This is a genomic window from Hydrogenovibrio sp., from assembly GCF_049975065.1.
Taxonomy (GTDB): Bacteria; Pseudomonadota; Gammaproteobacteria; order Thiomicrospirales; family Thiomicrospiraceae; genus Hydrogenovibrio.
In genome coordinates this window covers 13,776-40,527 of sequence record NZ_JBNGDN010000004.1, presented here as the reverse complement: position 1 = coordinate 40,527, position 26,752 = coordinate 13,776, and the positions used below count along the sequence as shown (strand labels likewise).

At 50.3% G+C, this 26,752-nt stretch carries 23 protein-coding genes; 12 read left to right on the top strand and 11 right to left on the bottom strand.

Annotated features, from left to right (window positions below):
• Positions 1-1,287, bottom strand: coding sequence for an MFS transporter (locus ACP5D0_RS01615; protein WP_472363803.1), 1,287 nt, complete (start codon positions 1,285-1,287; stop codon positions 1-3).
• A 480-nt stretch (positions 1,288-1,767) separates the two neighbouring features.
• On the opposite strand from ACP5D0_RS01615, the gene ACP5D0_RS01610 reads away from it, so the two are divergent.
• Positions 1,768-2,646: a copper chaperone PCu(A)C domain-containing protein gene (locus ACP5D0_RS01610; protein WP_472363802.1), complete on the top strand. Its 879-nt coding sequence runs from the start codon at positions 1,768-1,770 to the stop codon at positions 2,644-2,646.
• Positions 2,647-2,725: 79 nt separating this feature from the next.
• On the opposite strand, the gene ACP5D0_RS01605 is transcribed toward ACP5D0_RS01610, so the two are convergent.
• The 5 genes from ACP5D0_RS01605 to ACP5D0_RS01585 all read right to left on the bottom strand — a co-directional run bounded on the left by ACP5D0_RS01605 (position 2,726) and on the right by ACP5D0_RS01585 (position 8,455).
• A complete protein-coding gene (locus ACP5D0_RS01605; protein WP_472363801.1) occupies positions 2,726-3,988 on the bottom strand; it encodes an OmpP1/FadL family transporter in 1,263 nt (420 codons plus the stop codon).
• 183 nt (positions 3,989-4,171) lie between these two features.
• Entirely contained in the window at positions 4,172-4,726 is a 555-nt protein-coding gene (locus ACP5D0_RS01600; RefSeq protein WP_472363800.1) for a lipocalin family protein, read from the bottom strand.
• A 106-nt stretch (positions 4,727-4,832) separates the two neighbouring features.
• Entirely contained in the window at positions 4,833-6,875 is a 2,043-nt protein-coding gene (locus tag ACP5D0_RS01595) for a M3 family metallopeptidase (RefSeq protein ID WP_472363799.1), read from the bottom strand.
• Between the two features lie 318 nt (positions 6,876-7,193).
• Positions 7,194-8,069 carry an MFS transporter gene (locus tag ACP5D0_RS01590; protein ID WP_472363798.1) on the bottom strand — a complete coding sequence of 292 codons (876 nt, stop codon included), beginning with the start codon at positions 8,067-8,069 and terminating at the stop codon, positions 7,194-7,196.
• The gene (locus ACP5D0_RS01585; protein WP_472363797.1) at positions 8,060-8,455 is read right to left on the bottom strand and encodes an MFS transporter; all 396 of its coding nucleotides are present in this window, start codon (positions 8,453-8,455) and stop codon (positions 8,060-8,062) included. Before ACP5D0_RS01585 ends, ACP5D0_RS01590 begins: the two co-directional genes overlap by 10 nt.
• Positions 8,456-8,671: 216 nt before the next feature.
• Here ACP5D0_RS01585 and ACP5D0_RS01580 point away from each other — a divergent pair, with 216 nt between their 5' ends.
• The 3 genes from ACP5D0_RS01580 (at position 8,672) to ACP5D0_RS01570 (ending at position 11,175) form a co-directional block, all read left to right on the top strand.
• On the top strand, positions 8,672-9,322 hold the full coding sequence (locus ACP5D0_RS01580) for an ArsR/SmtB family transcription factor (protein ID WP_472363796.1): 651 nt from the start codon (positions 8,672-8,674) through the stop codon (positions 9,320-9,322).
• A gap of 96 nt (positions 9,323-9,418) precedes the next feature.
• Positions 9,419-9,958 (top strand): 5-(carboxyamino)imidazole ribonucleotide mutase, encoded by a 540-nt coding sequence (gene purE / locus ACP5D0_RS01575; RefSeq protein ID WP_472363795.1) that lies wholly within the window; start codon positions 9,419-9,421, stop codon positions 9,956-9,958.
• Between the two features lie 104 nt (positions 9,959-10,062).
• A complete protein-coding gene (locus tag ACP5D0_RS01570; RefSeq protein ID WP_472363794.1) occupies positions 10,063-11,175 on the top strand; it encodes a 5-(carboxyamino)imidazole ribonucleotide synthase in 1,113 nt (370 codons plus the stop codon).
• Here the strand turns inward: ACP5D0_RS01570 and ACP5D0_RS01565 are convergent.
• The 3 genes from ACP5D0_RS01565 to ACP5D0_RS01555 are packed head-to-tail and all read right to left on the bottom strand — an operon-like array spanning position 11,166 to position 14,695.
• Positions 11,166-12,632 carry an NAD(P)H-hydrate dehydratase gene (locus ACP5D0_RS01565; RefSeq protein ID WP_472363793.1) on the bottom strand — a complete coding sequence of 489 codons (1,467 nt, stop codon included), beginning with the start codon at positions 12,630-12,632 and terminating at the stop codon, positions 11,166-11,168. The two genes, ACP5D0_RS01570 and ACP5D0_RS01565, sit on opposite strands and share 10 nt — an antisense overlap.
• Before the next feature lie 34 nt (positions 12,633-12,666).
• The gene (locus ACP5D0_RS01560; protein WP_472363792.1) at positions 12,667-13,476 is read right to left on the bottom strand and encodes an undecaprenyl-diphosphate phosphatase; all 810 of its coding nucleotides are present in this window, start codon (positions 13,474-13,476) and stop codon (positions 12,667-12,669) included.
• A 34-nt stretch (positions 13,477-13,510) separates the two neighbouring features.
• Entirely contained in the window at positions 13,511-14,695 is a 1,185-nt protein-coding gene (locus ACP5D0_RS01555) for a class I SAM-dependent methyltransferase (RefSeq protein ID WP_472363791.1), read from the bottom strand.
• Positions 14,696-14,874: 179 nt separating this feature from the next.
• On the opposite strand from ACP5D0_RS01555, the gene ACP5D0_RS01550 reads away from it, so the two are divergent.
• Complete coding sequence (locus ACP5D0_RS01550; protein ID WP_472363790.1) at positions 14,875-15,339, top strand: FliG C-terminal domain-containing protein; 465 nt, start codon at positions 14,875-14,877, stop codon at positions 15,337-15,339.
• 32 nt (positions 15,340-15,371) lie between these two features.
• Positions 15,372-15,827: a FliG C-terminal domain-containing protein gene (locus ACP5D0_RS01545; RefSeq protein WP_472363789.1), complete on the top strand. Its 456-nt coding sequence runs from the start codon at positions 15,372-15,374 to the stop codon at positions 15,825-15,827.
• Here ACP5D0_RS01545 and ACP5D0_RS01540 read toward each other — a convergent pair.
• Complete coding sequence (locus tag ACP5D0_RS01540) at positions 15,816-16,742, bottom strand: homoserine kinase (RefSeq protein ID WP_472363788.1); 927 nt, start codon at positions 16,740-16,742, stop codon at positions 15,816-15,818. The two genes, ACP5D0_RS01545 and ACP5D0_RS01540, sit on opposite strands and share 12 nt — an antisense overlap.
• Before the next feature lie 86 nt (positions 16,743-16,828).
• Between ACP5D0_RS01540 and polA the strand changes: the two genes are divergently transcribed.
• The 3 genes from polA to ACP5D0_RS01525 all read left to right on the top strand — a co-directional run bounded on the left by polA (position 16,829) and on the right by ACP5D0_RS01525 (position 22,121).
• The gene (gene polA / locus ACP5D0_RS01535) at positions 16,829-19,699 is read left to right on the top strand and encodes a DNA polymerase I (protein WP_472363787.1); all 2,871 of its coding nucleotides are present in this window, start codon (positions 16,829-16,831) and stop codon (positions 19,697-19,699) included.
• A gap of 112 nt (positions 19,700-19,811) precedes the next feature.
• Positions 19,812-21,116 (top strand): conjugal transfer protein TraF, encoded by a 1,305-nt coding sequence (gene traF, locus ACP5D0_RS01530; protein WP_472363786.1) that lies wholly within the window; start codon positions 19,812-19,814, stop codon positions 21,114-21,116.
• 303 nt (positions 21,117-21,419) lie between these two features.
• Positions 21,420-22,121 (top strand): hypothetical protein, encoded by a 702-nt coding sequence (locus tag ACP5D0_RS01525; RefSeq protein WP_472363785.1) that lies wholly within the window; start codon positions 21,420-21,422, stop codon positions 22,119-22,121.
• 15 nt (positions 22,122-22,136) lie between these two features.
• On the opposite strand, the gene yihA is transcribed toward ACP5D0_RS01525, so the two are convergent.
• The gene (yihA, locus tag ACP5D0_RS01520) at positions 22,137-22,778 is read right to left on the bottom strand and encodes a ribosome biogenesis GTP-binding protein YihA/YsxC (RefSeq protein ID WP_472363784.1); all 642 of its coding nucleotides are present in this window, start codon (positions 22,776-22,778) and stop codon (positions 22,137-22,139) included.
• Between the two features lie 218 nt (positions 22,779-22,996).
• Here yihA and ACP5D0_RS01515 point away from each other — a divergent pair, with 218 nt between their 5' ends.
• From ACP5D0_RS01515 to ACP5D0_RS01505, 3 genes are all read left to right on the top strand, one after another.
• Complete coding sequence (locus ACP5D0_RS01515) at positions 22,997-24,934, top strand: cytochrome c biogenesis protein ResB (RefSeq protein WP_472363783.1); 1,938 nt, start codon at positions 22,997-22,999, stop codon at positions 24,932-24,934.
• Positions 24,931-26,106 (top strand): c-type cytochrome biogenesis protein CcsB, encoded by a 1,176-nt coding sequence (ccsB, locus tag ACP5D0_RS01510; protein WP_472363782.1) that lies wholly within the window; start codon positions 24,931-24,933, stop codon positions 26,104-26,106. The genes ACP5D0_RS01515 and ccsB overlap by 4 nt, the downstream gene beginning before the upstream one ends.
• 13 nt (positions 26,107-26,119) lie before the next feature.
• Positions 26,120-26,752 (top strand): thiol:disulfide interchange protein DsbA/DsbL (locus tag ACP5D0_RS01505; RefSeq protein WP_472363781.1); only part of this gene is annotated, 633 nt, incomplete at its 3' end.

Genomic DNA, 26,752 nt, shown 5'->3' with positions numbered 1-26,752 from the left:
TCAACCAGACGCCAACGAAGCACTGCGCTGCCAATACCAAGCCGCCATCACCAGATTCAACAGCGCAACGGTATAAAAAATGGCGATCAGATCCCAACCCAGCGCGTAAAGCCCCATAATCAGCAGTGACGACAGCACCATCAACAACGCATTAGTAATGTTGTTCACCGCCACCATCCGCGAACGAAAACTTTGCGGGGTACGCACCTGCAACAAGGTATACAGCGGCACCGTAAACAAGCCACCCAATGCGGCCACCAGTCCCATCGACAGCAACACCATCATCCCGGCGGGTGTCTGGATAAAATCCATCACACCGATGGCATGATCACGATAATCGACCTGACCCATCGCCAAATTCGCCACCACCATCAACACCGACATCCCCATCAGCATGGCCACCAGCCAGCGCACGTTTTCAATGCGGCGCACCGGTTGCTGAAAGCGCCCTGCCAGCCAAGCTCCCAGCCCGATCCCAAGTGAAAAAACGGTCAGAAACAGCAACACCACCTTATCATCGCCGTGCAGCACATCCGCCACCAGCACCGGAATCTGGCTCAGATAGGTCGCGCCCAGAAACCAGAACCAGGAAATGGCCAATACCGCAAAAAAGGCCTGGGGGTAAGTGTGCCGCAACTGCATTTCATGATACGTATTACGCCAAAGATTCCACTTTACCGTCAAGGATGCATCGCCCGCCGAACCCTCCGGCACAAAACGGCTGGCCACATAACCCAGTAACGCCACGCATAGCACTGCAATCGCCAGATCGGTTTCACCGCCATCGCTTAACACCACCCAGCCACCGGCCAGTGTGCCGATTAAAATCGCCACAAAGGTGGAAGCGCTGAACCAACCGTTACCGTCCAACAGATGCTGATCGCTTAAATGCTCGGGCAAAATCGAATATTTAATCGGCCCGAAAAACGCCGACTGAACGCCCATTAAAAACAATACCGCAAACAACAGCTCAATGTGCTGCATCCACAAACCCCAAGCACCCAGCAGCATAATCAGTATTTCCGACAGCTTGATTTTGCGAATCAGCAGGCTTTTTTCATATTTATCCGCCAGCTGTCCGGCAAACGCCGAAAACAGAAAAAACGGCAGAATAAAAATGCCCGCCGCCAACGTAATCATCATACCGGCCTGTTCCGGCGTTTCCGCCAGTCGAAAGGTAATCAGCATCACCAGCGCATTTTTAAACAGATTGTCGTTAAAGGCACCTAAAAACTGCACCCAGAATAATGGAAAAAACCGTTTTGAAAAAAAGAATCCCTGCTTCACACCCTAGTCCTTTGCAGTTAACCCTACCGGAGTGCGAGCCGACTTCTTTCAGCAAAAGCGCCCTCATTACACCCCTCGAATCAACCATTTGACACAAGTTTAAAACAGAATGCAAACCCGCTTTTAACCCAACCCGAATATTTCACAAAATTATAAAGGGAACTCGATCCCCTTCCCATTCAATTCTCAGAATCTGTTCAGGATTTCTTCAGCTTCCACTCAATTTGTTGCACTCATCAACCAATACAATACGATTTTGTAATCATTTATTTAAAGCCCCTGTCTATTCCCGCGACTGCCAAAGCCTTGAATAGACACCACCGAACCTTGCCACACCAAGTGCAAAAACGTCCGGTGATAAAATAATTGGCGCCTGCGCACGAAAATGCGGCAAAATAACGCAGGTTAATCCCGTTTAAATGCCCTAAAATGGATGGCTTCAATCCATCCTGCAACCTTCAATTCATTCAAGGATACAACATGAAAAAAATCGCTTTATTTTCCTTTATTATCGCTATGACACTCAATGCCCAGGCTTGGGCGGCCAGCGTGGCCGATGCCGTCGAAGTTGAAAACCCTTATGTGCGCATGGTGCCGCCGGGTGCCGCCGCGACAGCGGCGTTTATGGTGTTGAAAAACACCAGTAACCAAGATCATGCTTTGGTCTCAGCCAAAGCCTACATCAACAAAGTCACCGAACTGCACACCCACATTCACGACAACGGCGTCATGCGAATGCGTCAGGTCAAGCAAATCGACCTACCGGCCGGAAAAGCGGTTTCACTTCAGCCAGGCGGTCTGCACATTATGCTGATCAATTTGACGGAACCCGTGAAAGAAGGTGAAGAGATTAAAATCGATCTAACCTTCGACGACGGCTCCACCAAAACCATTGAAGCGGTTGGTAAATCCTTAATGAAACCCATGATGCATGGCAAAGGTGGCATGCAACACGGCAAAATGCACGGTGGGAAAATGCTGACGAACAGTCAAGACACACACACCATGCGTCTGGTCATGCACGCCAATCCAGCCTTTCCAAACCTAACCGGTATCGCCGTTAAAAACGCCGACGAGCTCGGGCTCAGCGCCGACCAAGTGAAACAAATCAAAGCTTGGCCAAAAGCGCACAGTGCCGAAATGACACGTTTATTCAACGAGATTCAAGCACAAGAAAAGGCCTTAATTCAGGATGCCTTGGCCGGACAATCGAAAGCGGAACTCATGCCGAAATTTGAAAAAACCATCGCGTTGCGTCGTCAGGTCGCGGAAACCAAAATCGACTGCCGCGACAATCTAAAGAAAATTCTGACCAAAGAACAGTTCGATAAGTTAGCCTCCATCTATCCGATGATGTAAGCCGACTGTCTTCTTGAAAACCAAAAAAACCGCTTTTAAGCGGTTTTTTTGTCTCATTTGGAGGGCTTGGCTAAGCGGATCAGTAACGCCAGACGAACTGAGCGCTGACGATATTCACTGACGAATCGTAATAACCTTTTAACTGGGTATCCCCCAAGCTGGACTTGGAAGTGTAATCCACTTGCGAGCGGTCGGCGAATAAATGACTGTAAGCCAGGTCAATCTGTGCGTTTTGGGTGACGGCATACCCCAGACCGACCGAGACCCATTTGCGATCCGAATCCGGCGTTCTGGGTGAGCGACTTTCTTTATTCGGCACGGGCGATTGATCGTATGCCAGACCGGTACGCAGCTTAAAGCGATCCGTCGCCTGCCAAATGGCACCAACGGCATAGCGCCAGCTGTCTTTAAAATCTTGATGCGATTCCGAATCCGGTGAATAGTTATCGAATTTCACCACCAGTTGATCGTAGGCCGACCAGCCGGTCCAGGTGGTGCTGGCCAATAGTTGCACAGACGGATGCACTTGGTAATCGACCGCCAAACTCGCGCTGGCCGGAAGAGTCACATCCGCCGAGGCACCGGCATCGAACAACACCTGATTCATTGGTCCCAATGACGTTACAGGCACGGTGCTGTTGACGTTGTTGTATCGCACTTGCCCATCGACATTGTGATTCATTTCGGAACGGTAGGATAAGCCAATATTCACGGTCTCGACCGGTTGGTACATCAACCCAAGGTTGTACCCAAACGTCCAGTTGCTACCGGTGACCTTGGCATTGGCATCCGTGTCACCCAAGGCGGCCTGGTTGATTTTCTGCTCCAGAATCACGTCCACATATTGGGCATTGAACCCCAGCCCCAGCTGTAACTGATCGTTAACACTGTGCGCCCAGTTGGTGTTGATATTGTAGGTTTTCAGATCGGTTTCGGTCGCCACATAACGCCCCACCCAATCGGAATCATAGGAAATATGCTGGCCGAAAGGCACATTGAACCCAACCCCAAAGTGATCACGTCCGACCTGAGTTTTCCAGTACAAATTCGGCACATAACCGACCTTGGCACCGTCATCGCCGGAACCGGACAATAAACCCGCTTGACCCGGGCCGGTCACACCGGTGGTGCCTTCATTGGTGAACTTGGCCGTCGGCGAAATGATGTGCCCACCCACGATCACCTGTGACCCCAGAATCTTTGCCATACCAGCGACATTAAACCACATTACACTGGCGTCTTCCGTGGAGGCGGCCGCACCGGCATAGGATAACCCCTGGCTACTGGCGGACTGTTCAATCAGTGCAAAGCCAGAAGCCGATACACTCGTTGATACGGACACGATACTGACACCCGTTAAACAGGCGTACACGGCTGTTTTAAGTGGGTTTAAACGGGGATTTAAGCGCATAGATAACCTCGAAAAAAATGAGAAAATTATAGCAACCGGCGGACTAAGTTGGGTTCAATTAAATTTATGACGTAATAAAACTGAAACCCGACGCTTTGACCCGAAGATTGGTGATTATTGACACGACAGGATTTGTATCCATTTTTGACGCGGTATGCCAATCTGCTCGGCCGCTTTGAAGAAAGCCTCACATTTTGCCAGGCCTGGCGTTTGGTGGCGTGATAATATCCAAGCATAATCCAGTGACGGCCCGACCACTAAAGCCATGCTGTAATCCGGTGTCAGTTTGGCAATATTATAACTGCCGTAAAAAGGCCCGAAAAACGACACTTTTAAACGCCCAACCTTGTCGGAGCCGATAAAATAAGCTTTACCTTCCACCGATTCCGCTTGCTGGGTTTTTTCATTAAAGCCCGCATTGATCACACGAACCCCGCCATCTTCCCGCAGGCTGTAATTTGCCGTCACATCCACCAGATTGCGCTCAAACGAATGATCCAAACGCGCTACCTCGTGCCATTCGCCCAAATAACGCTGCAAATCAAACGGCTCAACCGGTGTCACCTTATCCGGCAAACCAGTGCAGCCGGTGACGATGACCATTAAAAACCCTAAACTCAGTAAGATTGAAGAACGTTTAAAAGCCCATAAACCTGTCTTTCTTATCATCACCATGACTCCATTGTATTCGCTTGCGTTTAAAAACAGACCTTTCGCCAATCAGCCAGGCCTGGGCATTTTTTAGAATCGGATGTTTCAGGGCTTGAAAGCCCGCTTATGCGGCTTTGATACCGGAATGACGCAACAAAGCCTCAATTTGCGGTTCCCTCCCTCGGAACGCTTTGAACAAGGTCATCGGATGCACCGAACCGCCGGCCGATAAAATGGTGTTGCGGAACTTCACGCCGATTTCCGGGTTCAACACCCCTTTTTCTTCAAACAGGCTGAAGGCATCGGACGACAAGACTTCCGCCCATTTATAACTGAAGTAACCGGCCGCATAACCGCCCGCGAAAATGTGACTGAAACTTTGCGGAAAACGGTGATATTCCGGCGGTTGAATCACCGCCACTTCATCACGCACCTGCTTGGCTAATTCCAAAATCGGCTGCGGCGCATTCGGTTGATAATCGGCGTGGGCAAGGAAATCAAACAAGGCGAATTCCAACTGGCGCACCATCATCATCGCCGACTGGAAACCACGGCTTTGCTGTAAGGCCTCAAACAAATCGGACGGCAAGGTCTCGCCGCTGTCGATATGCGCGGTGATTTCGTCAATGCCTTCCCGCTCCCAACAAAAGTTTTCCATAAACTGCGATGGCAGCTCCACCGCATCCCACGGCACACCGTTGATGCCGGAAACATCGAAATGCTCCATTTCCGTCAACATGTGATGCAGACCGTGGCCAAATTCGTGGAACAGCGTCGTGACTTCGTCGTGGGTCAAGCAGGCCGGTTTGTCGCCGACCGGCGGGGTGAAATTACACACCAGATAGGCCACCGGAGCCTGTAAATCGCCTTTCGGGTGGCGCCAACGGCTGATGGCTGAATCCATCCAGGCCCCGCCGCGCTTGTTTTCACGCGCGTACAAGTCCAGATAAAAGGCCGCGATGGGCTCGCCGGTGGCATTCAAAATCTCGAAATAACGCACATCGTCATGCCAGACCGGTACATTTTGTTTTTCCACCACCGTCACATCGAACAGGGTTTGAGTGATTTTGAACAAACCGGCCAGCACTTTGGTGACCGGAAAATACGGGCGCAATTTTTCCTGCGACAAGGACAAAGTAGCGTTTTTGAATTTTTCCGACGCATAGGTGACGTCCCAAGGCTGCAAATCGTCCAGCCCAAGCTCACGACGGGCGAAATCTGCCAGCGTGGCCAATTCCTGCTCCGCTTGCGGTTTGGATTTGGCCGCCAGGTCACGCAAAAAGCCGATCACCTGCTCGCTGGAATCGGCCATTTTGGTCGCCAGAGACAGCTCGGCATAATTATTGAAGCCCAACAACTGGGCTTTTTCGTGACGCAACTGGAGAATCTTACGGATATTGTCGGAATTATCGTATTGCGGGTCATCGGCCTGTTCGGAAGCGCGGGTGGCAAAGGCGCGATAGACTTCTTCGCGTAAATCGCGGTTGTCGGCATGGGTCATCACCGCCAGATACGATGGAAAATCCAAGGTCACCAACCAACCGGATTGTTCTTTTTGCTGCGCCAACTGTTGCAACAAGCCCAGCGCATTCTCGGGCAAACCGGCCAACTCGGCTTCGTCTTCCACCGATTTTGACCAGGCCTGGGTACTTTTCAAAACGTTATTGCCGAACTGGCTGCTCAGTTGCGACAGTTCCTGAGACAAGCGTTTATACTCCGCTTGTTGGTCTTTCGGCAAATCAATGCCGGACAAACGGAAATCGCGCAGCGCGTTTTCCACCACTTTTTTCTGCGCCAATGAATAGGATTCGAACGCTTCAGACTGGGCCAGTTGCTCGAATTTTTTGAACAATCCTTGGTTTTGCCCGACTTGGGTAGAGTAATCGGTGATTTTCTCCAGGCCTGCCGTGTAAGCCGCATGCCACTCATCGCTATTTTTCACCGCATCCAAATGCCCGACCGGCCCCCAGACACGTTCCAAACGATTGTCGAGCGCTTCCAACGGCTCGACAAAATTTTCCCAACTTGGCTCGGCTGAATCCTCAACCAAAGCCTCGATGGCTTGCCGGTTTTCGGCTAAAAGCCTGTCCACCGCCGGTTGAATGTGTTCCACGTGAAACGCTTGAAAGTCCGATAATTGATTGATTTTTAGTAAGGGATTTGTCATGAAAAGTGTCCAATGCTTCCAATATAAAAGTTTATGGATTATAACCAATCAACTCACCGAATGAAAAACCGCAATATCAAAATATACTCGGCAGCCTGTCGAAGCTAGCCCGAATATTTCACAAATTTGCACCGACCTTGCTTGCTCCTTGATTCCACAAGCCATATTTTCTCAGTCGGTCGTAATCGTGGATACGACACTTCTTCGAAAATTTCCTTGTGAAACCAATGCCCTGCGCAATCTCAGCACAAATTTGTGAAATATTCGGGCTAGGCGATCGAAACGAAAAACTCGAAACCCAAAGGGATGAGACGACACTTATTTGCGTAATGCAATCAGTACCCATAAACCTGAAAAAAACATCATCCCCCCAACCAGATAAAAGGGCCAGACGACGGACGCGGTGTAATAGGCTAATAAGCCCATCAAAAACGCACCGGCCGCGTATCCGAAATCGCGCCAGAAGCGATAAATGCCCAATAGACTGGCACGCCATTTCGGTTCACTGACATCCGCCACCGCCGCACCCAATGTCGGGTACAACATCGCCACTCCAAACCCCATCAAGGCCGCTAAAACCGACCAAGCCCAAACGCTGTCCACCCAGACAAACGCCAGACTGGTGATCGAACAAAGCCAAAAACCGCCCACAATTAAACCACGACGACCCCATTTATCCGACAAAGGACCGGTGATTAATTGCGACGCCCCCCAAACAATACCATAAACGGCAATGATGGCACTGGCGTCTACCAGCGATTGCGCCTGACTCATCAAGTACACCGGCATAAACACCCACACCAGCGCGTCGATGAATTTTTCCACCAATCCGGCCTGATTCAGTGCCATCAATTGGGGTTGTTTGAAGGTGGCGTACAGCATCATGCTTTTTAAACCAACGGTGTCACTCGACTCAACTTCGCCCTTCGCCGCCAAAGCATCACGGTGAAGCTGCTGGTGCAATTGCGACCAAGGGTGGGTATCCATCACTTTCCAAATGGCGAGCCATAACCCCAGCGTAATCACCGCTAATCCAAACCCCAGCAAGGCTTCGCGTGCGCCATAGTGTTCGGCTAATAAAGCGGTGATCCAACCGGCCAGACCGACGGCGGCGTAACCGGAAAACTCGTTGAAACCGTTCACCAATCCTTTCTGGCTGGACTTGGCTAAATCCAGTTTACTGTTCAGCGCCATCGACCAACAAAGCAAAGCCCTTGGTTCAAGCCCAAAAAGAACATCGCGGCGATAATCCACCACCAGGATTGCGCATAAAAAATCAACATCGGCACCGGAATGGCCAGCACCCAACCGATGACCAACAGGCGACGACGCCCGAAACGATCACTCAAATGCCCCGCCAGTAAATTCATGGCCGCCTTGACCAAACCAAAGACCACCACAAACAGCGCCAAACTCATAAACGCCTGAGCTTGAAGGCCGAATTCCGTTTCGGCCAGGCCTGGCAGAACGGTGCGAGTCATACCGATGGTGAGGCCGACAAGAAAAACCTGTATCAACTGTTGGGTGATTTGGTGTGCATTGACACGGATGCCATGTTCGATTTGAGCGGGGTAATTCATGGTAACACCTAATTATTCAACTAATTAGTTGAATAATACCCCGCCAGGATTCAAAATGCACTTAATTACGTGTTTCAATCGTGAAGCAAGCGTACTCTTTGTAGCTACCCAGTTAATCTTCCCAACGCACAAAACCTTAGCCTGCGGAACCGCTTATGGCGTATTGTGTTATGATTAAAAAATCCTATGGATCCGTCCGATTTGATATGACAGGCTATGACATCGCAACCGCTTAAACGTAATCTTTTTGAACAATTGGCACAGGTCAGTAAAGCCCTGGGTCAGGCCAACCGACTGATGATTTTAGACGTGCTCAGTCAAGGCGAATGCGATGTGGACACCTTGCATCAAAAACTCGGGCTGAGCGTCGCCAATGTTTCCAAACACTTACAAACGCTGAAACAGGCAGGCCTGGTGAAAAACCGTAAAGCGGGGTTACGAGTGATTTATGCCCTCAGCGATGCATCGGTTTTTCGCTTGATTGTCACCTTGCGCGACGTGGCGGAAACCCAGCTGGCCGCGATGCACACATTACTCCGGGAACACCTGCAACCCGACACCCCTTTCGAACCGATTTCATTAACCGCTCTCAACCAGATGCACAAAGCGCAACAGCCGTTCACATTACTGGATGTTCGTCCGCCGGATGAATTTCAGGCCGGGCATTTGCCCAACGCCATTAATGTCCCCATGGATCATCTAAACGACAAACTGTCCGAACTGGACAGTCATCAACCGGTGATTGTCTATTGTCGCGGACCTTACTGTATGTGGTCGCATGAGGCCGTCAAAACCTTACTCGATCAAGGTTTTCAGGCCAAACGCTTGTTGGAAGGTTATCCAGAATGGCAAGCCACTCGATCCTAGTCCTCTAAATCATTTGTTTTTCTTGTCATTTGTTTTTCTTGCCTTTTTTGTGCAGTCATGTAAAATTTACTGTTTTTTCCAAAACAGGTGCATTCAATGGCGACCTTGGCAACGACTGTAAAAACCCCGAAAACCGTTTCACATGAAACCCCACTGGTGGGTGTCATTATGGGTTCCAAATCCGATTGGCCGACCATGGAAAACGCCGTGGCCATGCTGACCCAGTTTGGGGTGCCGTTTGAGGTAAAAGTGGTGTCCGCGCATCGCACGCCGGATTTGATGTTTGAGTACGCTGAAACGGCCGAAGCTCGCGGCTTGCAGGTGATTATCGCCGGGGCAGGTGGCGCAGCACACTTACCGGGCATGGTGGCCGCTAAAACGCTGGTGCCGGTGCTGGGTGTGCCGGTGCAATCACGCGCATTAAGCGGCGAAGACTCGCTCTTGTCCATCGTACAAATGCCCGGCGGGATTCCGGTCGGCACCTTGGCCATCGGTGACGCCGGTGCCAAAAATGCCGGTATTCTGGCGGCACAAATCGTCGGAAAACACCGCCCCGAAATCCTTGAAGCCGTTCGCGACTTTCGCGAAGCGCAAACGCGCTTTGTGCTCGAAAATTCCGATCCACGGTTCGACTGAAACCAACCAACTTCCCGCTTCCCGCCTTTTCACGTAAAATGATCCCAGCCGAACCCAGTGGCACGGCGGGACACCATTTCATTACAGTTCGCAAGGAATCATAAATGACACCAATCACACACAAAATTGGCGTTTTGGGCGCGGGTCAACTCGGACGGATGCTGGCGATTGCCGGTTATCCACTCGGGCAGAAATTTGCTTTTTTAGGCGCATCACAGGACGAGCCATCGGCATTACTGGGCAAACTGTATACGGATGAAATGGCGTCGCTCAATGAGCTGGTCGCCTTTTCCGACGTCATGACCTATGAAAGCGAGAACACGTCTGTGGAAATGGTGCGCGAAATCGCACGCTCCACGCCGGTGTATCCGGGCGAAAAATCGCTGTATCACGCCCAGCATCGCGGCCGCGAAAAAGCCTTGTTTGACGACTTGAGCATTCCCTGTGCGCCTTACCGACTGGTGGATTCACTGGAAAATTTAAAACTGGCGGTGGCGGAAATCGGCCTACCGGCGGTGCTGAAAACCACCACCGAAGGCTATGACGGTAAAGGTCAGTTTGTCTTGAAGGAAGCCAGCCAAATCGACCAGGCCTGGCAGAAAATCGGTGGGCGCGAACTGATTTTGGAAGGCTTTATCGAATTCAGCCGCGAGCTGTCGATTGTGGCGGTGCGCAACGCGCATAATGAACACGTTTATTATCCGCTGGTGCAAAACGTCCATCACGACGGTATTTTGCGCTACACCATCGCCCCGGCACGGCAGATCTCCAAGGCCATTCAAACCCAAGCGGAAACCTATATGCAGGCCCTACTGGATGCGCTCGATCACGTCGGCGTACTCACCTTGGAGTTATTTGAAACCCGCGATGGATTGGTGGCTAATGAAATGGCACCGCGGGTGCACAATTCCGGTCACTGGACGATTGAAGGGGCTTTAACCAGTCAGTTTGAAAACCACATTCGCGCCATTACCGGCCTGCCGTTGGGTGACACCTCTCCCCGCCAACCCGTAGCGGCAATGATTAATATTATTGGTGAAACCGGTCCGGTACAAGAGGTGTTGAAAATGCCCAATGCGTTTTTGCACCTGTACGATAAAGCCGAAAGAGCCGGACGCAAATTGGGGCATATCAATCTGGTGGCCGACTCTGAAGACGCCCTGTATGAGCAGTTTAAACAATTACAGGCGTTTTTACCGAACACCGATCAGCCGTAACGCATCAGCTGGCTCATGGTCAGCGCCAAATCGGATGGAATCACCCCGGCCTGACTGCGCTGATGCGCCAAGGCATCGCCACTGTGTGCATGCAGCGACACCCCTAAACAGGCAGCCTCAAATAAGCTCATGCCTTGCGCCAGAAAACGGCTGATGGCACCGGTGAGCACATCCCCCATGCCGCCCACCGCCATACCGGCATTGCCCGCGGTACACAACTCCATGCGTTCACCATCGAACACCAGCGTGCCATTACCTTTTAACACCACCACCCCACCGTAACGCTGTTGCAAGTCACTAATGGCTTTGAAACGATCCTGTTGCACCGCTTCAGGGGTGCTGTTTAACAGCCGCGCGGCTTCACCCGGGTGCGGTGTTAACACCCAGTCCTGGCGTTTCTGCGGCTGTGTTGCCAATAGATTCAACGCATCCGCATCCACCACTTTCGGCTGTTCGTGGGTCAAGATCGTTTGCATTAATGATTGCGCCCAATCATCCTGCCCCAAGCCGGGACCGATGCCAATCGCTTTGGCCTGCTCAAGCAGAGTTGAAAGCGCTTCGTCTGAATACGTCATCAATTCGGGTTGCGCCTGCGTCAAGGCCACCAAATGCTCCGGTTGCGTGACGATTTTGACCAGGCCTGCTCCGCTGGTCAAGGCCGCCAGCCCCGCCAGCTGAATCGCCCCCATCATATGGTGGTTACCGCCCAGTAACAACACCGTACCCTGACGCCCTTTGTGACTGGACGCCGTCACAGCGGGACGCTGCGCCAGCCAGTGTTTCAAGGTATGATTCTGCGCCACCGGCATGAACGGCTCATAGGTTTCTCGGCTCAAAAACAAAGGACTGTAGTGAATCTTTCCGGCGGTTTCTGGTCCCAGATGGGTATAAAGGCCGGGCTTTTGGGTAATGAAGCTGCAGGTGCGTTCGGCACGGATCGCCTGACCGAGAATGGCACCGGTATCGGCTTGCAATCCGCTGGGCACATCCAATGCGAGAACCGGTTTGGCGGCCGCATTGACCTGTTGAAACACCTCGGCCAGTGCGCCGGAAACCGGCTGATTCAAACCTATGCCAAACACCGCATCCACCACCAAATCCGCCTGCGATAAAGACGCTGCCTGAAAATCGTTCAGCCCCGCACCTAATGCCTTCAACTCTTCTAAAACGGTACGAGCATCGCCGTGAATTCGGGCTTCGTCTCCTAGACACACCGCCGTCACCTGTCGCCCTTCCAACAGGGCGTATTGCGCCAACATCCAGCCGTCTCCGCCGTTCTGACCCGTCCCGCCCAATACCAAAATATTTTCAGCCTCGGGATAGTGATTTTTCAAGGTTTGATAGGCGAAATAAGCGGCACGCTTCATCAGCAGCAGGCCTGGTATTTTCTGGGTTTCGATGGCAAAGCGATCAATGGCCTGAGCTTGCTGTGCGCTGTAAAAATCCAATTGAGACATCGGCCTCTCCTAAGGCTAACGAACGCTGTTCGTATTACAAAAAGAGCACCAATAACAAGGCACCCAATGCAAAACGATACCAAGCAAAAGGCGCCATGCCAATGGTGTTAATCCATTTTAAAAACAGCGCTATGACAATATAAGCGGTGACAGCGGAAATAATCACCCCCGCAATCATTGCCGTCCAGTCCACCGGCAAGTCACTTTTGAGCAGATCCCGCAGTTTCAGCAGCCCCGCACCCAGAATAATCGGAATCGACAGCAGAAAGGAAAAACGCGCCGCCGCTTCACGGGTCAAACCCAACATCAGCGCCGCCGTCATGGTAATGCCGGAACGCGACGTGCCCGGAATCAGTGCCAGCGCCTGCGCCAAGCCGATAATGACGATGTCTTTAAAGCGCAAACTGTGTTCGTCGCGAATACGCTGGCCTTTGACATCCGACCACCACAGCAAGGCCCCGAAACCGATGGTGGTGGCGGCAATAATCAACGGATCGCGCAAACTGTTTTCCAAGCCGTTATTGATGACCAGCCCGAACGCTACCGCTGGGATCGTCGCCAAAATCACCCACCAGGCCAGACGACTGTTGCTGGTCGGCTGGCGAGTCACTAACGACTGGCTCCAATCTCGGGTCATGTACCAGACATCCTGACGAAAATACCACAACACCGCCGTTAAGGTGCCGATATGCACCGCCACATCAAACGCCAATCCCTGATCCGGCCAGCCAAATAGCTGCGGCATCAGAATTAAATGCCCAGAGCTGGAAATCGGTAAAAACTCGGTCAGCCCCTGAATAATCGCCAGCCAAGCAATCTGAATCCAATCCATTGTTTCTTCCATGTCGTTTCCTTTCGGTTAGAAAATTGCCAAGTGTTTACAGCTGGTGGCGTAAATCGCGAAGCTTAAAGCCCATTAACGATAAATCGCACCCTTTGGTCAGTGCAATGACTTTAAAGCTTTCGCCCATTTCGTCCGGTAAGGTCAGGGTTTTGATTTGCTGCGCCACTTTCAGTGACTCGGTAATGTGACTTTCCGCATCGGCCGACATTTCCAGTAAACCACTGCTCATTAAAAAATGCGCCTGGGTGGTAAAACCGGCAATCTTAAACCCGGCATGAAACGCCGACTCCGCCACGGCGGTAAAATCCACGTGCGCGGTAATATCCTGCAAGCCTGGGTAAAAGAAGGGATCACTGTGGGCGCGATGCTGATAGTGACAGCGCAAGGTGCCCATGCGACGCGCCGGTTGATAATACTCTCGCCGAGTGTAACCGTAGTCCACCAGCAACACGGCACCGGCTGTGAGGCAGTCGGAAAGCGATTTCAGCCAAGGCTGAATGTTTAAATTGATTTCCGTCTCATAGCCTTGGGGACTAGGCTCGCCGATTTGCTTGAGAATGGCATTGCTGGCTTTTTGCAGTTGACGATCGGTAATCGGTTGATATTGCCATTCAAACCGCTGTCGGCTTTCGTTGTAATCGACATAGCCCAACAAGCTTTGATCTCGCTCAAAACGCAATTTTTCCACCGGCATGGCGTCCAGCACCTCATTGGCCAACACCACCGCTTGCAAGGGTTTATCGGGTAAACGATCCAGCCAAACCACTTTTTCAAACACACCCGCAGGCAAGCTTTGCAGCGTTTCAGTCTGTCGCTGGCGCAAATCCGCACTGAGTTCGATAATGTAATACTGATCAACCGGCTGCTGCAAGGCGTGCAATTCCAGCAAAATATCTCTGGCCATGGTGCCTTTTCCAGCCCCAAACTCGATGAGATTCGGCGTTTCCAAGCGCTTCAGTATCTGCTCGGCCTGACGCGCCAGACAACGTGAAAAAATCGGCGAAATCTCCGGCGCCGTTATAAAATCCCCTTGCGCCCCAATTTTCGGCAGACCACTGGCGTAATAACCGAATTGCGGCATATAAAGCGCTAGCTCCATATAATGCGCAAAACTCAAGGCGCCATAGCGTTTTAATGACTGGCGAATTTTTTCGGTTAATTGCTGACTGCGGGTTTGAAGCTCTGACGGTGGTTCGGGCAGTGTTCGATTGGGTTTCATACCGGAGGACTCGATTCCTGTGGTTTTCAGTGAATGGCGGTGATTAAACCGCTGTATTATAGCGTAGACCTGAAAAACGGGGGGATGATTCTCATCGAAATCCCCTTCTGTCAAATGATTTGGCGTTTATTTTGCTTGGCATTAGGACACCTCTAACATTAAAAAGGTTGAATGGCATTATGAAGATCGGCATTAAAAAAGTGCATGAAAACGAATGGTTGGTTCACATTGGTTATGCCACCATTCGCATGGATCGGTTTTCGGTGGAATTATTGAATATTGCGCTGGAACATCTCATCGCACTGGAACACGGTCAAGTCCATTCGACCCTGCAAAGTTACATTAAACTGGGCAGCCGCATCAAAGAATTAGACGAATCGAGCATACAAAAGTTAATGCACGAAGTCGATAATCAGGATTTATTAAAATTGATGCTGGTGGTGCAGGACGAAGCCTTGAACGACATCATTTTACGCAATGTGGGCGGCATTCTCGCCAAACAACTGAAAACCGATCTTGCCAACCCAACCATGCCGGACAATACCAGTGCGAAAATAGCCATTCAGCGCATTGTTGAAAAAATGTTTGATTTGGAATCGCAAGGCAAAATTGAATTTTTCAACCAGAACACTCAATATATTTAAAACCAAGTTAGAACCAAAGTCAGGACAGGCCAATGGACATTACTGCAAAACGCGATCAAGACGGTCGCTACATTTTAGAGATGGGGCCGGTGTTTTTTGAACTGCCCATCTCGTCACTGGAAATGTTGCATAAACTGCTGGAGGAACGCTTGAGCAACCAGTCCGACGAAGATCTGGCCACCTTGCACAAAAAAATCAAAGCCTATCGTGCTCTGGCCAGCAAGCTGGTGGCCATGGATGACCGTGTTCTACAAAAACTGGTCACCAAATTATCGGCGGAACAACTGGTCACCTTGGTTCGACTGGCTGAAGGCAAACGATTATTTAACAAGGTCATTCGCAATCTTTCCCGTCAAAATGGTCAGCAATTTCAACAGGATTATCACGATCTCAATAAAATCACCCTGCACCAGGCCACACTTTACATGGAACAGGCGGTGCCCATGATTCGCCAAGCTGCCAATGAACAAAAAGCCTTAATGAAGTGAACGATGCGTCAGAAGCAGGCTTTTAAACACCTCAGGATCTTTGATTTGTGTCATTTCACCTTCTCGCGGCAAATGCTGGTCTTTCAAACGGGACAGCAAGAAACGCAACGCGCCCATTCGCAACGCCGCCGGCCAGGTGTGCTGTTCCAGTTCGGTCATCGGGCGCACTTGCTGATAGGCCGTCAACACCGCCGCAGTTTTCGCCTCGCATAGGGTTGAATCCGGCCGTCGGCACCAATCGTTCACCATTACGGCCAAATCGTACAGCATGGCGGCATTACAGGCATAATACAGGTCGATAATGCCAGACAATTCATCCCCATTGAACAGCGCATTGTCACAGAAAAGATCGGCGTGGATCACGCTTTTCGGCAAGTGGGTCCAATCTTGCTGCGCCTGATAAGCGATTTCGGAGTCAATCAAATCGACTTCATCCTGCGGTAAATGGGAACGAATCAATTCGAACGTCGATTGCATCCAATCCAAGCCGCGGTCGTTGGCGCGGAAAGCGTCATAATCCTGCCCGGCCAAATGGAACTTAGCCAGATTCGTCGCCATCACTTCGCATTGATTCAAGGTCGGGTGTTCCACGCCGGAACCGGTCAAACGCTCCACCAGCGCCGCTGGCTTGCCTTTCAGCTCTTTCAGATAAGAACCGTCGCGCGTCGGTTTGGGGTGCGCGGTGGGAATGGCGTGCTCCGCCATAAACGCCATAATGTCGAGAAAATACGGCAACTCGTCAAAACCGTGGTGTTCGAAAAGGGTGAGGACAAAACGCCCTTTCGTGGTATCGACAAAATAATTGGTGTTTTCAATGCCGGCACTGATGCCCTCAAACGCCACCAGCGTGCCTTGATCGAAATCCGTCAAAAACGCTTCTAACTCCGCTTGACTCACCACCGTATAAACAGACATCCCAAACCATCCCCATAAAAGGTTAAAATTATCGTCGATTCCAAACGGCGACATTCTAGCATAAACCCTCTAAAAGAGACCTTTTCATGACGCAAATCCTACCCAAATTCAACCCCGACAGCCCGTTCATTCTGGTGGACGGTTCCTCCTACCTGTTCCGTGCTTTCCACGCCATGCCACCGTTGACCAACAGTGAAGGGCATGCCACCGGGGCGATTTTCGGGGTCATCAATATGATTGGGAAACTGCTGGAACAGTACCAGCCTGAGCGCATCGCCGTGGTGTTCGATGCCAAAGGCAAGAACTTCCGCCACGACCTCTACAGCGAATACAAGGCGCACCGCCCGCCCATGCCGGACGAACTGCGCATTCAAATCGAGCCGATTCACGACATCATCAAAGCGCTGGGCATTCCGTTACTGGTCATCGACGGCGTGGAGGCAGATGATGTGATGGGCACCTTAGCCCACCACGCCACCCAAGCCAAAATGGACGCTTTGCTCTCCACCGGCGATAAAGATATGGCGCAACTGGTCAATCAACACATCACGCTGGTCAACACCATGACCGACACCTTGATGACCCCGGAAAAAGTCGAAGAAAAGTTCCACGTGAAACCCGACCAGATGATCGACTATCTGGCACTGATGGGCGACAGCAGTGACAATATTCCCGGCATTCCGAAATGCGGCCCGAAAACCGCTGCGAAATGGCTGGCGGAATACGGCGACATCGACAATCTCATCGCGCACGCCGACGACATCAAAGGCAAAATCGGCGAGAACCTGCGCGCCAACCTCGACCAATTAAAACTTTCCCGCGAGCTGACCACCATCCGCATCGATTGTGATTTGCCGATCGCCTTGGCCGACATCAAACGCCATGAAGCCGATATGGACGCTTTGGAAAGCCTGTTCGCGCGCTTTGATTTGCGTAACTGGTTATCACGCGTACTGAAAGGTGAACTGCCTTTCAGCCAAAGCAGCGGCCGTAAAGCCCATTCCGAAACGGTTACCAATGGTCATTCGCAAACAGCCAACGCCACGCAAACCGATGGCGCTTCTCAAAGCATCCACATTCAATCCGAACCCTATGCCACCATTTTGGACATGGCCGAACTGGACCAATGGCTGAAAAAACTCGAAAGCGCCGAAGTGTTTGCCATCGACACCGAAACCACCTCGCTCAATGCGATGCAGGCCAACATCGTCGGCCTCAGTTTCGCTTATGCGGAACCGGCCGAAAAAACCGATAAACCCGAAAACGGCCATACCCAAAGGGCACAAGAGGCCTGGCGAAATTTCGCGGCCTATGTGCCCTTAACCCACGATTACGACGGTGTCCCGACACAACTGCCTTACGACGACGTCATTGCCAAACTGAAACCCATTCTGGAAAACCCAGCCATTCAAAAAATCGGCCAGAATTTCAAATACGACTGGCACCTCTTCCAAAACGCCGGTATCGACGTGCAAGGCATCGCTTTCGACACCATGCTGGAATCCTACTGTTTCAACAGTGTCGCCACCCGCCACAATATGGACGATTTGGCGCTGAAATACCTGAACCATTCCACCATTCATTTCGAAGACATTGCCGGTAAAGGGAAAAAACAAAAAACCTTCAATGAAATCGATATTGAAACCGCCGCGCCTTACGCCGCCGAAGACGCCGACATCACCCTGCAATTGCACCAAACCCTGATGCCGAAACTGCAAGCCGAGCCCAAACTGGAAACCGTTTTCCGCGACATTGAAATGCCGTTAGTGCCGGTGCTGGCGAAAATGGAACACACCGGCGTCCTCATTGACCGCCAAATGCTGGCCGATCAATCCTATGAACTGGGTGAAAAACTCACGGCACTGGAACAAAAAGCCCATTTGATTGCCGGCAGCCCGTTCAACTTGAATTCCTCCAAGCAATTACAGGAAATCTTGTTCGAAAAGCTGGATTTACCCATCATCAAAAAAACCCCGAAAGGCCAACCGTCCACCGCTGAACCGGTGCTGGTGCAACTGGCCGAAGACGGCCATGAAATGCCGAATCTGATTCTGGAATACCGCAGTCTGGCCAAGCTGAAATCCACTTACACCGATTCATTACCGAAGCAAATCAATCCGAACACCGGGCGGGTACACACCTCTTACCAACAGGCCGTGGCCTCGACCGGGCGTTTATCATCCACCGAACCCAACTTGCAGAACATTCCGATTCGTACCCCCGAAGGCCGCCGCATTCGTCAAGCCTTTATCGCCGATGACGGCCACCAACTGCTGGCGGCGGATTATTCGCAAATCGAACTGCGGATTATGGCGCATTTATCGGGCGATGCCAGTTTGTTAAAAGCTTTTGCCGAAGGTAAGGACATTCACCAGGCCACCGCCGCGGAAATCTTCAATATGCCGTTGGAAGAGGTGACCTCGGAACAACGCCGCAGCGCCAAGGCGGTCAATTTTGGTTTGATTTACGGTATGTCGGCCTTTGGCCTGGCCAAGCAACTGAATATTTCGCGCGGCCTGGCACAGGAATACATCAATCTGTACTTCTCACGTTACCCGGGCGTGGCGGATTATATGGAAAACACCAAACAAAATGCCAAGCAAACGGGTTATGTCGAAACCCTGATGGGTCGCCGCTTGTATCTGCCCGACATCAATGCCAAAAACGGGCAATTGCGTCAATACGCCGAGCGCACCGCCATCAACGCACCAATGCAAGGCACCGCCGCCGATATCATCAAAACCGCCATGGTGAAAATGCAGGCCTGGCTAAATGACACAAAACTGGACATCAAAATGCTGATGCAGGTGCACGATGAATTGGTGTTTGAAGTGGCCGAGCCAGATATCGACTCGGCGAAAGCCGAAATCAAAACCATTATGGAATCCGCCTTAACCCTTGATGTGCCGTTGATTGTCGAAATCGGTCAGGGCAAAAACTGGGACGAAGCGCATTGACCCCCTTTAAAATATAGTTTTTTTCGTACTATTACGATTTAGTTAAATAAACTGACTGCCAATGACCATCCATATCAACATGAACACATAACACGTTTGGAGCCTTTTCAATATGATCAAATTGACCCCTAAATTTACCTTTAAATTCACCCCACTGGCCAGTGCCATTCTAATGGCAACGGCTATATCGGCGCAGGCTGCACCGACTTCCTACACCCCAATTGCCACTGGCATTAGCTATGGCGATGCCTCCAACCCCAATACCATTTACAGCACCACCGCCAGTCCGGCCAATAATGCTATGACCGTTACCGACACCGACGGTTACCGAATTGGCGTGGGAGCGAATATTCAGATACAGGCGGAATTCGATGGCTTGGAAGGTTCTAAAGATTTCTTGGATGACCGCATCCGTCCGATTCTAAACACCGAAATCTATACACCCCAAAGCGCGCTGAATTTACAGAATGAAACCAATGCCTTTTTAACAAAATACAATGACGGTAACTTCAGCACCCTCACCGGTGTGACGGTACCGGTCATGGTGAAACATGAATTTTTGGGCGGCGGCATTTCATTCGACTACACCCGTCAGTATGGCGCCAGAGGCCACATTGTTAAGCAAGGTGATGTGACCGCCTATGACAATAACGGCGAACTGGGAATATCTTCAGGTGATGCGGCCTTGGGCGTGGACTACAAGCAATTGGACGAATTTGCTCTCAGCTTTGGCATGGATGTGATGAACACGCAAAATGGGGCGCTATCGGTCGGTTTAACCGCTCGCTATTTAAATTTATTGTCCAATACCAAACTGGTGGACGTCAGTGAAATCGCCAATGATAACCTCGGCAACCGTGATAAAGATGTCAACGATTACATTAAAGGCATTGAATCCGGTAGCAGTCACAGTAACTTTACCGCTGACATTGGGGTCAATTGGACTGCGGAAAATTACATGGTCGGCGTGGTCGGGATGAACCTCACCAACCCCAAGTTTGATGTGAATAATCAGTCCAGTGCTCAAACCACCGCCGATTTCAGCGGCGAAATCGATTCCAAATACGAATTGAAACCGCAGTACCGTTTAATGGCACAATGGTTTTCAAAAAACCGCCACTGGACACTGGCCGGTAGCTACGATCTGGTCAAAGCCAATGATCTGAATAACGAAGATACCCAATGGTGGAGCGCCAGCATCGCCTATGCCACCAACACTGCCTGGTATATCCCCGATGTCCGTGCTGGGCTGCGCGGCAATCAGGTTGGCACCGGTTATACCTATGGCACTGCTGGGCTGACCTTTGGCTTCCTGACCTTGGATGTGGCCTCCACCACCACCGACTTCAGCGGCGTGACTGATAAACAGAAGGATGCCGGAGTCATGGGATCCATCGGTCTGGTATTTGATTTTTAATCAGCCGAAAAAACTTGAAAGCTGAATTGCCCCGTGTTCCGGTTAGTAAAACCAAACACGGGCTAAAAACCCCTTTTCGCCAGGCCTGGTGAAAAGGGGTTTTTCGTTTATAATCGCTGGCACCCAAACCATGTCCACTACTTTCAAGAATTTACTTTTAGGAACCCTATGTCAACATATATATCAACGTATCTGTCAACGCCTCTATCAACGCACCCCTTAAACGCATCCGCCAAACCCTGCCGATCCAAATTGTTGAACCCCGTTTTGAGCCTCCCAACCCTGTCAATGTGTTTATTATTTTTGGCATTTTCCCATTCGGCTCAGGCCTCCAAAAACAGCATTGACGACCTGGATTTCGACAGCCAGTCCCAATTTAAACGCTTTGCCGAAGATCTCACCGGGGCTTTGTCCAGCAAAAGCTTGAGCCCGCCGGAACCCTTAGGACTGGCCGGATTTGATATTGGCGTTTCGCTCAATCAATCCAATTTCAAAAATGACAGTATGCGCTACGTATCCAATAACGGCGGTAAAGACCTGCAGATGATTACCCTGCATGCCGTAAAGGGTTTACCGTTTGATATGAACTTCGGTTTGGATTATTCGATTGTTCCCGACAGTAATATCGAGGCCTGGAACGCCAAACTCAGCTATGCGGTGTACCCAGGCGGGGTGACCTATCCGACCGTTGATCTGGCGATTCACTATTCGCAAACCACCAATGTGAAGGCCGTCACCTTTAACGGTTATGGCGCAGAAGTGGGCATTTCCAAAGGTTTGGCTAATTTTACCCCCTATGCCACCTTGGGCGTGGTCACGGGCAACGTCAACGCCCGAGAAGACAATCAGGGCGCGGCCGGGCCGGATTTGAAAACGGAAAACGTCACCTTGCCAAAAGCCGCCGTGGGGGTAAATCTGAATTTATTGATTATGGATGTGTTGGTGGCCGTCAACCAGATCGGTGACGTCACTACCTATTCACTCAAGGCCGGTTATCGTTTCTAACCAGGCCTGGTCATTTTAAGATAACGTGGATACGTCCGTTTTGGCTTTCACCGGACGTTCATACGCCATCCATTCATCCAATTTTGACCAGACCTGCTCCAACCCCTGACGTTTTAAAGATGAAAACAATTGCGCGGTGGCGTGGGGATACTGTTCGTTCAATAATTGTTTGAATTGCAACAGACTGTTTTGCGCCGGCCCTTTTTTCAGTTTATCGCTTTTGGTCAGCAATACATGCACTGGCAAATCCAATGAGCGCGTCCATTCCAGCATGGTGATGTCGATTTCGGTCGGCGGCATGCGGCAATCCACCAACAAAATCAATCCCTTCAACGCTTGGCGCGTTTCAATGTATTCCGACAGACTTTGTTCCCAAGCGCGCTTGGTATTCACATTCACCTTGGCGTAACCGTAGCCGGGCAAATCCACCAGCTTGCGTTCTTCATCACAGGCGAAAAAATTAATCAGTTGCGTCCGCCCCGGGGTTTTACTGGTTTTTGCCAGGCCTCGTTGCGAGGTGATGACATTCAGGGCGCTGGATTTTCCGGCATTGGAACGTCCGGCAAAGGCCACTTCAAACCCTTCGTCTGGCGGACAGTGATTCACATTCGGCGCAGACAATACATAATGGGCTTTTTGGTATAAAGGATGTTGCATATAAATTTAATTACTCGGATTTAATTACTCGTATCAAAATATCGGTCAAATGAAAAGCGAAAGGATTCCGTGTCCATTCTTTATCAATGGTTCGAATCCGTATATACTTTACAATCTTTTATCCCACGGCATATAAAATATTGAATCCCATGACCGATTTATCGAACACTGAAACACCGAAAAAACCGCAATCAACCCCGAGAAAATCTGGGGTGTTCATGCAATTCCTAGGTTCCATGAACTTAGCGGTCACCCTGCTGATGATGCTGGCGATCGCCTCGGTTATTGGTACGGTTTTGCAACAAAATCAGGCTTTTCAGGACTACATTATTAAATTCGGTCCCTTCTGGACGCAAGTGTTTAATGAACTGGGACTGTTTCATGTGTACGGAGCGGCTTGGTTTATTCTGGTGCTGGTGTTTCTATTGCTTTCCACCGGCGTGTGTTTGACCCGAAACACCCCGTCCTTTCTTAAGGACATGAAGCAATACAGCGAAACACTCTCGCTGAACGCCTATCAGCACCAACCGCATCACCTCACCTACACCCCCATGGCCTTCAATGCCGCCGAAGCAGAGGCCATCCTGAAAGAACAGGGATTCAAAACCAAAGTACATCAACGCGACGATGGCGTGACCGTGGCCGGGCTGAAAGGTCGATGGAATCGTCTCGGTTACATTTTCACCCATGTGTCCATTATCATTATCTGCGTGGGTGCGCTGTTAGACAGTAATCTGCTGCTCAAATATCGTGAATTAACCGGCCAACTGGCACCGGAAACCCGTTCGGTTCCACTCAGTGAGATTCCACAAAAATCTTGGGTTGGGCCGGACAATATGTCATTTCGCGGCAGTGTGAATATTCCAGAGGGGCAAAAGTCCGACGTTTTATTTTTACCTTATGAGCGTGGTTTTCTGGTGCAAAAACTCCCTTTCACCCTGGAAGTCACCGACTTTCGCATTGAATATTACGACACCGGCATGCCCAAATCCTATGAATCCGATCTGATTTTAACCGCGCCGGATCTCGACGAGCCAATCCGAAAAACCATTGGGGTCAACTACCCATTGTTTTATAAAAATTACGCTATTTATCAGTCGTCCTTCGGCGATGGCGGCAGCCTGCTGTCGATTAACGTTCATCCCCTGCTCTCGCCGGTCAATGAACCCCTGAAACTGGAAACGGCCATTGATAAGGTAGAACCTTTAAAAACCCCAATTGGCACCTATCGCGTGGAATTCGACGATTTCCGATTGTTTAATATCGTTCCGGCCACGGAAGAGGAAATCGCCGCCACCGGTAAAAAAATGCACAACAACGGCCCCAGCATTGTTTTCAAAGTGCGTGACGAACAAGGCAAAGCCTTGGAATACGAAAACTTCATGCAACCCAGCTTGCAGGAAGACCGTTGGTTTTTTATGACCGGTATGCGAACCAGTCAGGCGCAACCCTATCGTTATCTGTTTATTCCCGCCGATGAAAACCGCAGCAAACAACGTTTCTTCGAGTTTCTGGCGCTCATCAATAATCCTCAGGAAAACACCCGTGTTTTCCAGGAAAGCCTACCCAAACCGGATGAAATTGATGATAAAACCTATGATTTGCAAATCCGTTTAATGAATCAATTAATGTCATTGTTCCGCCAGAAAGGGTTTAAAGGCATCACCGAATTTGTACAGCAGAATGTCCCCGAAGCGGATCGTCAGAAAGTTGAAGAATACTATATCAACCAAACCAGTATTGCGTTACAAACCCTCTATCTGGCCACGCTGGACAAGGAAAACGCGGCCAATCTGGCGGATATTTCCGAGTTCAACAAACAGTGGTTTGAAGATGCCATTACCGTCATCAACACGCTCGAAAACTATGGTCCGCCATTGTTTTTTGAATTGACCGGATTTAAACAAATTCAATCCACCGGATTGCAGATTACGAAATCCCCCGGAAAAGATATCGTTTATTTCGGGAGCGCATTACTTATAATTGGGGTATTCTTTTTATTCTACGTTCGACAAAAACGGATTTGGTTGGTCTATTCGGAAACGGATAAAACGCTGACCATTGCCGGAAAAGATACCAAAGAGCTGCCTGAAGTGGCTAAAGAATTTGAACATGTTGTACAGGCGGTACAATCAAAACTACAGGTGAAATCATGAATACTATGAATTCTTACGTTAATATGGAAATCTCGAAGCGAACGGTTTCAATCAGCGATTGGGTTTGGGCCATCCTAGTCATCGGTGGTGCCTTTTATGCTTGGCAAATCTTCGGACAACTTATGGATAATTACGAAATCGGCATTTTGATCGGTTCCGCCATTGGTTTGATCGCCTTAGGGCGTTTCTGGCAAAGCATTAAACCCCTGAGCTACTCAGTGGCCGCTTTAAGCCTGCTCGCGGTTTGGACTTACCAAACTCACGGCAATCAAATTGCTATTAACGAACAGGCATTTTTCTTAAAATTCCTGGTGTCCAGTCAATCCGCCATTATGTGGATGAGTGCCTTGTTTGTCTTAGCCACCGTCGCCTATTTCCTAGCCCTGTTCTCCAAATCCGATTATGTCGGCAAAGTGGCGTCCTTCTTGGCTTGGGCCGGCGCCACTTTCGGTCTGGTTGGAATGATGGTTCGCTGGCGCGAATCCTATCTTATCAACCCGGATTACGGCCATATTCCCGTCAGTAGCTTATATGAAGTCTTCATTCTATTCGCGGTATTGACGACGTTGATTTACCTGTATTACGAGCAAAAGATGCGCACTCGATCCATGGGTGGTTTCGTCATGCTGGTTGTCAGCGCCTCCGTCGCGTTTCTGCTGTGGTACACCTTTGATCGTCAAGCCCACGTGATTCAACCCTTGGTACCCGCCCTGAAAAGCTACTGGATGAAAATCCACGTGCCAGCCAATTTCATCGGTTACGGATCTTTTTCCATCGCCGCCATGGTTGGTTTGGCTTATCTGTTGACCGATAACATCAAACAGAAAAATCCGAATTCATCGTTCATCAAAACCATGCCGAGCTTGGAAAAAATCGACGACCTGATGTACAAAACCATCGCACTGGGCTTCGCTTTCTTCACCATCGCCACCGTTTTGGGTGCCATGTGGGCCGCCGAAGCCTGGGGCGGTTATTGGTCTTGGGATCCGAAAGAAACTTGGGCACTGATTGTTTGGCTGAACTATGCGGCTTGGTTGCACATTCGCATGTCGAAAGGCTGGCGCGGTCGTCCGATGGCGTGGTGGGCTTTAGTCGGCTTGTTGGTCACCACTTTCGCTTTCCTCGGTGTGAATATGTTCTTGTCGGGTCTTCACTCCTACGGTGAACTGTAATTAAGAGGTGCCTATGACACAACCCAAACTGTTTTGCTGGATTCCCTTTTTAAGCACGTTGCTGGTCACAAGCTTAATGATCAGCGCCCCCGCCCAGGCGGAAATGACATTAAAAGAAGGTTTGCAGTACCAGCTTTTGAAAAAACCGCAATCCATCGAGCCGCATTCGAAATCGGTCGTGGAAGTGTTTTATTACGGTTGCTCGCATTGTTACCGTCTGGAACCCAGTTTGCATCAATGGCTCAAAACCAAACCAAAAGACGTGCATTTCGAACGGTTGCCGGCGGTGCTGGATAATCCGAATTGGGTGTTTATGGCGCGCGTTTTTTACACTGCAAAATTTCTGGGCATCGAAGACGAATTCCACACGCAATATTTTGAAGCCATTCAAGGCAAACGTCAGTCGATATTCGACGTCGATGCGCTCGCCAAATTTGTCGAACCCATGGGCATCAAGCCGGAAGACTATAAAAAAATGTTCAATAGTTTTCAGGTAAACAACGCCATTGCCAAAGCCAAACAACGCACCCAAGCCTACGGTATTGAAGGCGTGCCTGCCGTTGTCGTTAACGGAAAATACCTGACCGACGTCCCAATGGCTTCATCACAACAAGCCCTTTGGCAGGTGGTTAACACCCTCCTTAAT

Bases quoted from the DNA above. Each gene is read 5' to 3' on its own strand.
- ACP5D0_RS01610 (WP_472363802.1), top strand. From the start codon at position 1,768: ATGAAAAAAATCGCTTTATTTTCCTTTATTATCGCTATGACACTCAAT.
- ACP5D0_RS01600 (WP_472363800.1), bottom strand. From the start codon at position 4,726: ATGATAAGAAAGACAGGTTTATGGGCTTTTAAACGTTCTTCAATCTTA.
- ACP5D0_RS01595 (WP_472363799.1), bottom strand. From the start codon at position 6,875: ATGACAAATCCCTTACTAAAAATCAATCAATTATCGGACTTTCAAGCG.
- ACP5D0_RS01590 (WP_472363798.1), bottom strand. From the start codon at position 8,069: ATGGCGCTGAACAGTAAACTGGATTTAGCCAAGTCCAGCCAGAAAGGA.
- ACP5D0_RS01585 (WP_472363797.1), bottom strand. From the start codon at position 8,455: ATGAATTACCCCGCTCAAATCGAACATGGCATCCGTGTCAATGCACAC.
- ACP5D0_RS01580 (WP_472363796.1), top strand. From the start codon at position 8,672: ATGACATCGCAACCGCTTAAACGTAATCTTTTTGAACAATTGGCACAG.
- purE (WP_472363795.1), top strand. From the start codon at position 9,419: ATGGCGACCTTGGCAACGACTGTAAAAACCCCGAAAACCGTTTCACAT.
- ACP5D0_RS01570 (WP_472363794.1), top strand. From the start codon at position 10,063: ATGACACCAATCACACACAAAATTGGCGTTTTGGGCGCGGGTCAACTC.
- ACP5D0_RS01565 (WP_472363793.1), bottom strand. From the start codon at position 12,632: ATGTCTCAATTGGATTTTTACAGCGCACAGCAAGCTCAGGCCATTGAT.
- ACP5D0_RS01560 (WP_472363792.1), bottom strand. From the start codon at position 13,476: ATGGAAGAAACAATGGATTGGATTCAGATTGCTTGGCTGGCGATTATT.
- ACP5D0_RS01555 (WP_472363791.1), bottom strand. From the start codon at position 14,695: ATGAAACCCAATCGAACACTGCCCGAACCACCGTCAGAGCTTCAAACC.
- ACP5D0_RS01550 (WP_472363790.1), top strand. From the start codon at position 14,875: ATGAAGATCGGCATTAAAAAAGTGCATGAAAACGAATGGTTGGTTCAC.
- ACP5D0_RS01545 (WP_472363789.1), top strand. From the start codon at position 15,372: ATGGACATTACTGCAAAACGCGATCAAGACGGTCGCTACATTTTAGAG.
- ACP5D0_RS01540 (WP_472363788.1), bottom strand. From the start codon at position 16,742: ATGTCTGTTTATACGGTGGTGAGTCAAGCGGAGTTAGAAGCGTTTTTG.
- polA (WP_472363787.1), top strand. From the start codon at position 16,829: ATGACGCAAATCCTACCCAAATTCAACCCCGACAGCCCGTTCATTCTG.
- traF (WP_472363786.1), top strand. From the start codon at position 19,812: ATGATCAAATTGACCCCTAAATTTACCTTTAAATTCACCCCACTGGCC.
- yihA (WP_472363784.1), bottom strand. From the start codon at position 22,778: ATGCAACATCCTTTATACCAAAAAGCCCATTATGTATTGTCTGCGCCG.
- ACP5D0_RS01515 (WP_472363783.1), top strand. From the start codon at position 22,997: ATGCAATTCCTAGGTTCCATGAACTTAGCGGTCACCCTGCTGATGATG.
- ccsB (WP_472363782.1), top strand. From the start codon at position 24,931: ATGAATACTATGAATTCTTACGTTAATATGGAAATCTCGAAGCGAACG.